Source organism: Pseudomonas lactis, from assembly GCF_001439845.1.
Taxonomy (GTDB): Bacteria; Pseudomonadota; Gammaproteobacteria; order Pseudomonadales; family Pseudomonadaceae; genus Aquipseudomonas; species Aquipseudomonas lactis.
Window position 1 is genome coordinate 203,014 of record NZ_JYLO01000011.1, and the last position, 10,486, is coordinate 213,499.

12 protein-coding genes are annotated in these 10,486 nt (G+C 62.0%); 5 read left to right on the forward strand and 7 right to left on the reverse strand.

Features of this window, described 5'->3' with window-relative positions:
• Positions 1–11: 11 nt before the first annotated feature.
• The 7 genes from TX24_RS20480 to TX24_RS20510 form a co-directional block, all read right to left on the reverse strand.
• Positions 12–2,447, reverse strand: a complete 2,436-nt coding sequence (locus TX24_RS20480; RefSeq protein WP_169878779.1) for a fimbria/pilus outer membrane usher protein — start codon at positions 2,445–2,447, stop codon at positions 12–14.
• 119 nt (positions 2,448–2,566) lie between these two features.
• A complete protein-coding gene (locus TX24_RS20485) occupies positions 2,567–3,271 on the reverse strand; it encodes a fimbria/pilus chaperone family protein (protein ID WP_003188770.1) in 705 nt (234 codons plus the stop codon).
• Positions 3,272–3,303: 32 nt separating this feature from the next.
• Entirely contained in the window at positions 3,304–3,987 is a 684-nt protein-coding gene (locus TX24_RS20490; protein ID WP_057710974.1) for a DUF1120 domain-containing protein, read from the reverse strand.
• 3 nt (positions 3,988–3,990) lie between these two features.
• Positions 3,991–4,611, reverse strand: coding sequence for a DUF1120 domain-containing protein (locus TX24_RS20495; protein WP_034135875.1), 621 nt, complete (start codon positions 4,609–4,611; stop codon positions 3,991–3,993).
• An 11-nt stretch (positions 4,612–4,622) separates the two neighbouring features.
• Positions 4,623–5,243, reverse strand: coding sequence for a DUF1120 domain-containing protein (locus TX24_RS20500; RefSeq protein WP_034135874.1), 621 nt, complete (start codon positions 5,241–5,243; stop codon positions 4,623–4,625).
• 27 nt (positions 5,244–5,270) lie between these two features.
• Positions 5,271–5,900, reverse strand: coding sequence for a DUF1120 domain-containing protein (locus TX24_RS20505; protein ID WP_057710975.1), 630 nt, complete (start codon positions 5,898–5,900; stop codon positions 5,271–5,273).
• A gap of 15 nt (positions 5,901–5,915) precedes the next feature.
• Complete coding sequence (locus tag TX24_RS20510) at positions 5,916–6,539, reverse strand: DUF1120 domain-containing protein (protein ID WP_003188778.1); 624 nt, start codon at positions 6,537–6,539, stop codon at positions 5,916–5,918.
• Between the two features lie 384 nt (positions 6,540–6,923).
• On the opposite strand from TX24_RS20510, the gene TX24_RS20515 reads away from it, so the two are divergent.
• The 5 genes from TX24_RS20515 (at position 6,924) to TX24_RS20535 (ending at position 10,463) form a co-directional block, all read left to right on the forward strand.
• Positions 6,924–7,742 carry a response regulator gene (locus tag TX24_RS20515; RefSeq protein ID WP_057710976.1) on the forward strand — a complete coding sequence of 273 codons (819 nt, stop codon included), beginning with the start codon at positions 6,924–6,926 and terminating at the stop codon, positions 7,740–7,742.
• 198 nt (positions 7,743–7,940) lie between these two features.
• Complete coding sequence (locus TX24_RS20520; RefSeq protein WP_057710977.1) at positions 7,941–8,576, forward strand: response regulator; 636 nt, start codon at positions 7,941–7,943, stop codon at positions 8,574–8,576.
• Positions 8,577–8,666: 90 nt separating this feature from the next.
• Positions 8,667–9,137: a nuclear transport factor 2 family protein gene (locus tag TX24_RS20525; protein WP_034135869.1), complete on the forward strand. Its 471-nt coding sequence runs from the start codon at positions 8,667–8,669 to the stop codon at positions 9,135–9,137.
• A gap of 36 nt (positions 9,138–9,173) precedes the next feature.
• Positions 9,174–9,446, forward strand: a complete 273-nt coding sequence (locus tag TX24_RS20530; protein ID WP_003188786.1) for a GIY-YIG nuclease family protein — start codon at positions 9,174–9,176, stop codon at positions 9,444–9,446.
• A gap of 75 nt (positions 9,447–9,521) precedes the next feature.
• Positions 9,522–10,463 carry a glutathione S-transferase family protein gene (locus tag TX24_RS20535; RefSeq protein ID WP_057710978.1) on the forward strand — a complete coding sequence of 314 codons (942 nt, stop codon included), beginning with the start codon at positions 9,522–9,524 and terminating at the stop codon, positions 10,461–10,463.
• Positions 10,464–10,486: the final 23 nt, after the last annotated feature.

Sequence of the window (10,486 nt, forward strand, 5' to 3'; positions counted from 1 at the left end):
GGCGGGAATCCTCAAGGTGCGTGACAGCGTGCGGGGGCCGTTTCGAAGTACACCGAGGGGTCGGCTTTTTCCGGCAGCGAGTAACGCAACTGGCAACGGCGCCCTTGGGGCGTGGTTATCCACAGCGTCGATTGGCCCAGCACATTGGGTAGAAACACCTGGCTGCCGTCCTGCACCAGGGTGATGAATTCACCATTGGCACTGCTGACGGAGGCACCCGCCGGCAACGGCGCGCCCTGGTCGGTGCTGACGGTGAGCAGCAGGCGGCGGGTCAGGCCGACGCCAAATTTGACGCGCTCCACGGCGCCACGGCCGGCCGAAACCATGGCCAGGCCATTGTTGATATCGGCATTGCGCGGCAATGAACGGGTTTGCACTTCCACCGGGCTGCGCCCGTAGGCGGCGACTTGCGGCACCACGGCCTGGCCTTGCCAGTCAGTCCACACCGGGCCGCTGGGGGTGGTGAGTTTGATGCCGCTCATATCGCCAACCGACACCAGCGCGAAGGTGTCGCGCACCGGGTAGGGAGAAAAGGTCACGCCGTCGCCATGCAGCACCACACCGCCGCGAGCACCGCCTTGATAGCTGGAACGCTCGGCGTCGGAGCGGCTGTAACTGACATCCAGCTGGCTGTAGCGCGGCAGCGCGGAGATGCCCAGGGTGGTTTCCACTTGATGGTCGCTGCTGTCGTGCTCGGCGCTGACGCGGTAGCTGAGTTGGTCGTCGATCTGTTCGGTGATGCCCAGGCCGGTGCGGTTCTCGCCACCGGAGTTGCGCACCCAGCTGCGCAGCCGGCGACTCTCGCCCAGCGGCACGCTGATATTGAGGTACACCGCGTTGTCCTGCTGCTGGCGGCCGCCCATTTGCCACTCGGCACTGGCCGACAACGACACCGCACCGATGCTCGTGCCCCAGGAGGCCAGCGCCCGGCTGCTGCTGTCGCCGGCAAAATTGGCCGAGCGTGAAACCCCGGCGCTGAATGCACCCAGTTGGGGGTGCGACCAGCCGAGGTTGAGGCTTTGCTGGTCGCGGTAGCGCGAATCACGGTTGCTGTCGTCGCGCGTGTAAGTGCTTTCTTCGAGTTCGCGGTAGCCGATGCTGCGCCAGGAATTGGCGGCGCTGATCGACCATTGTTCGCCCAGGCGCTGGGACCAGGACAGATCAGTCTGCACACCGGAGACCTTCTCTCGGGCCTGGCTGTTGGACACTTGCGTGGACAGTTGGATCTGGCTGTCCAGCCACGGTAACCAGCCCAGGCTGGCGCCCACCGAACGGTATTGACTGGCCGCCAGCACGCCCGTGCCGAGGGTCAATTGCGGGTGCAGGGCGCCGGTCCAGCCGCCACTGATTACCCACTGATCCTCGCCTTCGGCATCGCCCACATTACGCACTCGGCCCGCTGCCACGGAGTAACCCGGGGCTGGCAACCCGAGCCCGAGCATGGCCGCTGGCACGGTGAAGCGCCGTTCACCGCCGACGCTCTCCTTGACCGTGACTTCGACGTCCGAGCGCGTGTTCAAGCGACGCACATCGGTCAGGGCAAAGGGCCCGGCGGGCACCACGGTGGAATGAATCAACGCGCCGTTCTGGCGAACCTCTACCTGGGCCGGGCTGTTGGCGATGCCCTGGATCAGCGCGCCCTGGCCCTGTTCTTGAAGCGCGTGCTCGGTGAGCACCTGCACCCCGGTGATCTGCGCGCCGGACAGCACCGGGTTGTACAGGTTGATCTGCCCGGCCTGCAGCACCGCCTGGTAGCTGGCGAAGGTGCGTTGGGCATAGGCTTGCAGGTGGGTGCTGCGTGACAGGCCATCCTGCCAGGTCTGCACCTGGCGGCTGCGCACGATCCAGTCGCCGGCATTGAACCCCACCTCGGTATTGGCCGAACCAAAGCGGCTGGCGTCATCGCCGAAGCGGTTGTAGAAGCCACTGAGGTCGTAGTTGAGCAGGCCGGCAAACCCGCCGGTTTCGTAGCCGGAGATATCCTGCTGCACGGGGCGCAGGGCGTCGGTGGGCACCACCAGCGACACCGTCAGTGTCGCCGGGTCTGGTTCCACAAGGGTTTGCGGGTACCGCGCAAGAAAATCATGGCAGCCCTCGGTTTTACCAGGCGGCACCAGATTGGCCGCGTCCAGCAAAGCGCGGTCAAAGCACAGGTTGCCCTGCTGATCGAAGTTCACCGCCAGCCGGCCACGGCGCTGACCGTTGACGCGCAGGCTGACGGTGTGTTGCCCGGCTGCGTAACGCGGTGCGGCCAGCAACAGGCTGGCCAGTTGTGGGTCGATACCACGTTGTTGCAAGGTCTGGGCATCGAAGCCGGACGAGCTGGAATCTTCGGCGCACACTTTGGCCGGTATGAGCGCGCACAGCAGCAATACCAGCGCCAGGGCAGGGCTGGCAAAGGGATCGGGCACGGCTTCGCCGTCACGGTAACTCAATACTGTTTTCACGCAAGGTACTCGAATAGTGAACGCGCAGGCCTTGTGGACCGGGCGTTCTGGTGACGATCAACAAGCCGTCACTTCGTTACTCAGGCGGCGCAGGGTGGTACGCCGCCTGGGGTGTTCCGTCAGAAGCTGATTGGTGCGTCGTAAGCCTTGACCGCAAACCCGTACACCGTGGCCGGCTGCAGCCTGACTGTCTTGGCCTGGCTGCTGCTGGCCGGCACGCTCAAGGCTTCGCCGGGCAGCACATAGGTCCGAGGCAGCAACGCCTTGCCGTCACCGGGCAGCAGTTGCAGCTCCTGCGCCAGACGCACCACGTACGGCGTGTCGTTGCGCACCTGTAACTGGCCTTCGCGCAGTGTCCAGGTCAGGTCGGTCCAGGGCGTGCGGTTGGGGGCCAGGCCCTTGGGGTGCACGATCACCGGCAGGTTCTGGCGCACGGTCACACCTACGCGGGCATGCCCGACGGCGGTGGCGGCGCGTCCCTGGGGCATGCCTTCGAACACTGCGCGTTTAAGCCTTTGGGTGAGCAACGGCTGCCGGTTTTGCAGAATGAAACGCACCAGCTGGGACTTGGAGGCTTCGACCCGCGACAGCGGCGGTGTCACCACTAACAGCGGTTCGGTGTCTTCCGGAATGTCCTGCAAGGTCACATGCAGCAGGGCCAGCTGGCTGTCGGTGTTGGTCACCGACACGGACGCTTCGCCTTCGGCCTCGTTCACGATCACCACGGAGGTGTCCGGGACCATACCGTCGGCTTTTACCTGATCGCCGAGCATCAAGAGCAAGGCAATCAGGCCGACAGCGGTGTTTGAGAATGTCGTCGTCATGACGGGTTTCCATTAGCCAAAAAAGGGGGCGGTCAGAGGTAGCGCAGGTCCAGGACGATGGCGCCGTCGAGCGGAACTTCCTGGTCCAGGGTCAGGTACTGGGAAAAATTGATCGCAGTGCTCACCTGAACCTGGACGGTCAGTTGGCCGATGAAGTCCGGTTGTCGGTCACCGACTGGCGCGAAGGCCATGTAGGTGCGGGGGTAGGCATTGGGCTCCTGGGACCAGGTTTCGCCGTTGTCGCTGGAAGCCAATGCTTGCAGGGGCTGCGCATCGCCCACTGCGTTGCGATAGGCCAATGCCACGGAGCCCAGGCGTTCTTCGGGCACATGGATGTTCCTGCCCAGCCCGTAGAAATAATCGGGGGCCGACGAGGAGTCGGCGCGATTATCGAGGCCCACCAGCGCAAACAGCATCGGCCTGGCGCACTGCACACGCAGGTCGAGCGTCTGGATCGGCAGTACGGTGAACTCGTCGGCATTGAGGCTGTGAGAAGGAATCTTGCCGTGATCGACGGTGCCTTCATTCGTCAGCTCGATATGGCAGGCGTCCGGGGTTACCCGGCCGGTCACCGTGAGGTCGACGGCCGACGCACCGTGGGCTTGGGTCATCGCTGTCAGGCCAAGCACGATGGCAACGCTACGCCCCCATGCCGTGAGCACGGGCAGTGCCAGACGCCGCCCATGCCTGTCGGTGTTCAAGGGATGAGCGGCCATGGGTTAGAGGTACTTCACTTCAAGGGTGGCGGAGCCGTCGAGGGTCACCTCATTGCTGAGGTCCATGCCGGCGGTGGCCAGAATGAAGGTCTGCACCTGTAAATCGACCACCAGGTCTTTGACCGCCAGTGGCTGGCTATCGTCATCCATCGAGGCAACCGACATGTACAGGCCCGGATCCCAGAACTTTTCTTTGAACCAGGTATTGCCTTGGTCGGACGATGCGATGGGTTGCACCACCACGCCATCTTCGGCAAGCGGATTGGCTAGCGTGAGGTTGTACCCGCCCAGCTTCTGGGTTTCGTTGATAAAGCCCAAACCGTAACTCGAAGAGATACCTGAGGAGGCACGGTTATCGACCGAGTGCAGGGCGAACTGGATCGCAGCGTCGCAATTGACCGCCATGACCAGGGTGTGGTTGCCGATGACTGTCGGGTTGTCCGGGTTCAGGTCCTTGGCGGAGATCTTGCCATGGTCGATCACGCCACCACCGGACAGGGTCGGTGTGCAGGCGCTGGGCACGATCAGGCCTTTGACGGTCAGGTCCACGCTGGATGCGGCGAAGGTGGTGGCCGAGTGGAGCAGCAGCACGCTGGCGGCCAGGGTGGTCAATCGGGTTTTCATCGGGAGGCTCCTTAGAGGTAATTGACTTGCACAGTGGCGTGGCCGTCGATGGGCACTTCGTCGGTCAGCGTCAGGTTGCTGGCGGGGGCGATGTGGGTGATCAGGCGGATTTCCGCGTCCAATGCCTGGATCGCGATCGGTGCAAGGCCGTCGCCGTCGGCGACGGCCGTCAACAAGCTATGGCTGAGCATCACCGAGGGGATCCAGGTCACGCCGCCGTCCCGGGAGGTGATGGTGCGTACCGGTACGCCATCGGCCACCGGGCTATACAGGCCAAGCCCGGCGTCGCCGACTTTTTCATCGTTGGGTGTCATGCCCAGGCCATGCCAACTGAAGTGGCTGGCGGCAGTGCCCGCACGGTTGTCGATGGTGTTCAGGGTAAAAATGGTTGGCCCTTCGCAACGCACACTCAACAACATGGTTTCCCTGGGCAAGTCGGTGTAGGTGTCGGCGTTGAGGTCTCTGACCGACACCTTGCCGAAGTCGACGGTACCGCCGCCGGAGACCACGGGGGCGCAGGCACTGGGGGTGATGACCCCTTTGACCGTCAGGTCCTGGCTACTGGCGGCCCATACCGGGCCGGCGCCGATCAGCAACAGTGTGGCGGTGAGGGTAGTGAGGGGGCTAACCATGGGGCACGTCCTGTGGGTGAGGGGCGGTTACAGGTATTTCACTTCAAGGGTGGCGGAGCCGTTGATCGGAACTTCTGTGCTCAGGTCCATGCCGGCTGTGGGGGCGATAAGGGTTTGCACCATCAGGTCTGCCGTGACCTGCTGGACCGGGGAGGGTGCCCAACTGCCGGAGGAACGGTCGCCAAACGAGGCGTGGTAGGTAATGGGCCAGACGTCGCCCGGGAAGCTCTCCCGCCAGGTGAGGCCGTTATCGGACGACTCGATCAGGGTGATTGCCGCGCCGTCAGCCACCGGATTGCCGAGCACCAGTGTGTACCCGCCCAATTTTTTGCCGCTGACCAGGCCCAGGCCATAGCGGTTCATGGGGTCGGGGGCGTCACCCTTGTTGTCCGTGCCCTTCAGGGCCAGCAGGGTTGGCGCATCGCAGACGATCGACAGTTGCAGGGTGTGGTTGCCGAGCAACGTCCAGTTGTCCTGTTTCAAATCCTTGGCCGCGACTTTGCCGTGGTCGATGATGCCGCCGCTGGAAAGGCCAGGGGCACAGGCGCTGGGTGTAATCAGGCCCTTGACGGTCAAATCGACGCTACTGGCGGCGAACAAAGACGTGGACATGGCGAGCAGCAGGGCACTGCTGAGCAGGGGCATGCAGGTTTTCATGTGAGAGGCGTCCATTTACAGGTATTTGACTTCAAACGTCGCGGAACCATCGATCGCGACTTCGTCGGTCAATGTCAGCCCTTTTGCGGGGGCGATCACTGTGTAGAGCGTGACGTCCATGATCGCGTCCTTGATCGGGTGCGGCGCCCAGCCGCTATCGCCACGACTGCCCAGTGCCACCAACTCGTTGGGCGCGATGCCGTCGTCAGGCAGCAGCGTTACCCAGTGGCCGTCGGCGTTGTACATGGCCAGCAGCGTGGAGGGGGTTTCGGCGACGGGGTTGCTGAAACCCAACTGATACATGCCCAGCTTCTGGTTTTCGTTGATCATGCCCAGGCCAAAGGAGTAGCCATAAATCGCAGAGCCAGCTCGATTGTCGATAGGCTGGATGGCAAACAGCGTTGCCGCATCGCAGTTGACGCTCAGTGGCAGGGTCTTGCGCTCAAGCGGGGTGCTGGTGTCGATATTCAGGTCTTTTGCCGCGATTTTTCCGAAGTCGACGTCACCCGGCAGGCTCGGTGTACAAGCGCTGGGCGTGATCAACCCTTTGACGCTCAGGTCGACACTGCTGGCGGCGAACACTGAAGATGTCATGGCGAGCAGCAGGGCACTGCTCAACAGGGATACAGGGTTCTTCATTTCCAATTGTTCCATTGCAGTCTGGCAGATAGAAACGCGTACAGGTCAGCGCTCGGCCCTGTGTGGGCGAGTGGTTGGCGTGGCGGCGGTCTCAGTGTTTTTTTGCGGTGCCAGGGAGTGGCCATCCGTCCCTCTTTTGGGGTGGGCACAATTTAGCGAGGGGGCTGCGAGGGGGAAATACAACTAATACGACATTGGCGGGTTGTGGTGTAAGCGCAGTACGGGACGGTAGATTTTCGCGGCGTTTTTCGTAGTTGTTGTATCGGCTTGAAGCCATTCAAAAGGATATAGGTTGAAAGTCGATAACGATCAAAAGGGTGTGCCTGGCATTGCTGTATCAGTGCCGCGGATGGCTGCCGAATTAATCACCACGAAGAGGTACTGATGGGTTCGCCAGGAGGTTCAACCGCAGGAGCGAGCCGGACAGTCAAACCGCCTTTTTGTCCCCCGCCCCATTGGCAGTACTTGAATGTTCTGGTCGTGGAGGATCATTCAGCCTATCGCCTGTTGCTGGGTTGGCTGTTGCAAAAACTGGGGCTCGGACACGCGCTGGTCACCGATGGCTTCATGGGATTGGACACCTTTACCAACCGGCCCTTCGACCTGGTGATCAGTGATTGCCGGATGCCCTTCATGGACGGTTACAGCATGACTCGTGCGATTCGCCAGCATGAGCGTGAGCAGGGATTGAAGCGCGTGCCCATCATTGCCTTGACCGCCAACCTGCAAAACGACAGCCCCCAACGTTGCCGCAACGCCGGCATGGATGCCTGGCTGCTCAAACCCCTGACCCTTGAACAACTGCACGCCGTGCTGGTGCGCTGGTTGCCGGGCGGCGATGGCAGTTATGTCGAGCCATACGCTGCTGCGGCGGGGGCGAGCTGGCCCACCCGTGCCACGCTTGTGACCACGTTTGGCAGCGACCTGGTCGTCGACCAGTTGCTGGAAACCCTGTTGATGGAGGCCTGGGAAGACCAGCGGGTGTTGCGTCATGCCCGTGTGACGTTGAACGCGCCATTGACCGCCGAGCGTCTGCATCGGCTGGTGGGCAGCCTGGTGTTCCTGGGCGGCACGGGGTTGGAAACCAGTGCCGTGCGCTTGATCGAGCAGGTCCAGGCCGAGGGTGTCGCTACGCACACGGCGCAACTGGAAGTGTTTGAAGCACGGCTGTGCGCTTATCTGGAGTATCTGTCTGAGTTGTGAAGAATGCTGTTGCAGAGCGTTTTACCTGGTCGTTGGTCTAAGTTTGGCTGTAGGTATTTTCCTATTGTGTTGTAGTCCAAAAATCAGCCACTACTGAACATTGGGTTCGGCCGCAAGTGCCTCTTTGTTAGCAGTTGTTGATGATCGCAGGCAGAGGTATTTTGCGCGGATTCAAGTTGCCATCATTCGTGGGTGCCTATGCTTCGAGTAATTATTGCTGACGATCACCCTATTGTCCGGGTCGGGCAGAAAGTCGTGATCGAGGCGAATGGCAAGTGCAAAGTGGTCGGTGAAGCCGATGGTCCTGATCAGTTACTCGGCGTGCTCAGTCGCACGCCGTGCGACGTACTGGTCACGGACTTCGCCATGCCAGGCGGCCAGCAGGCCGATGGCTACTGCTTGTTGGGCCTGTTGCAGCGCCAGTATCCGCAGTTGCCGGTGATACTGGTCACCATGTTCGCCAACGTCGCCACGTTACGCGCAGCCTTTGCCCACGGCGCCAAGGCAGTGGTCGCCAAAAGTGCTTCGGCCAAGGAGTTGCCCTTGGCGATCAAGGCGGTGTGTGCTGGCCAGACCTTCGCCAGTGAATGCCTGCGGGTACAACTGGTGGAAGCCGGCACTGGCGATCAATCCCAGGAGCCGCAGTTGTCTGGCAAGGAACGCGAGGTGGTGCGCATGCTGGCCAGCGGCATGACCGTCAGCCAGATTGCCGCCCAGGTCAACCGCAGCATCTCCACCATCAGCAAGCAGAAAAGCACGGCGATGCAGCGCTTGAGTATTTCCACCGACGTTGACTTGTTCGCCTACGCCCGCAGTACTGGGATAGCGCCGTAGCGCGCTTATTTGCGTGGCGAATGACAGTAGCCATGACGGCTTGGCCGGCTTATCGTGCGCCTACTCTTTTGACGTCCGCGGAGCCTGCCCATGAGTGATGCCCATAACGCCCTGATCAGCCAATTCTATAGCGCCTTCCAGCGCCTGGATGCCGAGGCCATGGTTGCCTGCTACAGCGATGACGTGGTGTTCAGCGACCCGGCCTTTGGTGAACTGCGAGGCCGTGACGCAGGGGACATGTGGCGCATGCTCACCACCCGTGCCAAGGATTTTTCGTTGACCTTCGACCAGGTGCACAGCGACGAGCGCACCGGCAGTGCGCATTGGGTGGCCACCTACCTGTTCAGTGCAACCGGCAATACGGTGGTCAACGATATCCAGGCGCGCTTTGTATTGCGCGACGGCAAGATCTGCGAGCACCACGATCACTTCGACCTGTGGCGCTGGTCGCGCCAGGCGTTGGGCACCAAGGGCCTGCTGTTGGGCTGGACGCCGCTGGTACGCAACGCCGTACGCGCCCAGGCGAACAAAGGCCTGAAGGCATTCCAGGCCAGTCGTTGATAAACTGCGCGCCCCTTTGCCTTGCCGAACCTGTCCGTGAGTACGCCTGAACCCAAGCCTTGGTATGTCTACCTGGTGCGCGCCGCCAATGGTGCGCTGTATTGCGGCATCAGCAACGACCCGGTGCGCCGGTTTGCCTCGCACCAAAGCGGCAAGGGCGCGCGGTTTTTTCTGTCCAGCCCGGCAGTGGCGCTGGTGTACACCGAGCAATGCGCGAACAAGGGTGAGGCGCTGCGTCAGGAACGCCTGATCAAAAAGTTGAAGAAGAGCGCCAAGGAATGCCTGGCCGCAAATGGCTCATCACTCTGACTGATAGGTTCCCATCATGCAGCCAGGACCGTTTGCGCGGTAATCTGCTCGCTCACTCGCCAAGCGGAAACCCGTATGTCTGAGCTCATCCTGCACCATTATCCGACCTCACCCTTTGCGGAAAAAGCGCGGCTGTTGCTGGGCTTCAAAGGCCTGTCCTGGCATTCGGTGAACATTTCGCCGGTGATGCCCAAGCCCGACCTGACGGCCTTGACCGGCGGCTACCGCAAAACTCCGGTGCTGCAGGTGGGGGCGGATATCTATTGCGACACCGCCCTGATCGCTCGCCGCCTGGAGCAGGAAAAGTCCTCACCGGCCCTGTTTCCGCTGGGCCAGGAAATGATCACCCAGACCTTCGCCACCTGGGCCGACAGCGTGGTATTCGCCCATGCCGTCAGCCTGGTGTTCCAGCCCGAATCGGTGGCGGTGCGCTTTGGCAAGTTACCGCCCGAGGCCATCAAGGCCTTTATCGCTGACCGCGCTGCGCTGTTCAGTGGCGGCACGGCGAGCAAGCTGCCGGCTGAGCTGGCCAAGCATCAATGGCCGGCGATCATGACGCGGTTGGAGCAACAGTTGCAGCGTGAGAGCGGCGACTTCCTGTTCGGCGCGCCGTCGATTGCCGACTTTGCCCTGGCCCACTCGCTTTGGTTCCTCAAGGCCACGCCGGTCACCGCGCCTTTGGTGGATGCTTATCCGGCCGTGCTGGCCTGGCTGGGACGGGTGTTGGGTTTTGGTCATGGAACCGCCAGTCAGATGACCGCGGAGCAGGCTTTGGATATCGCCCGCAATGCTACACCGGCACCTTTGCCGGATGAGGTGTTCGAGGATTTGAACGGCTTTAAGGTGGGTCAGGAGGTGACCATTGCGGCTATCGACTATGGCGTTGATCCGGTGGCTGGCGAGTTGCTGTTCGCTGGGCGTGAAGAGCTGATCCTGCGTCGCACGGATGAACGCGGTGGTACCGTGCATGTGCATTTTCCGCGCTGGGGTTTTCGCATCCAGGGCATAGCTGCCTGAAGGACGAACGACTCATCCCTGTG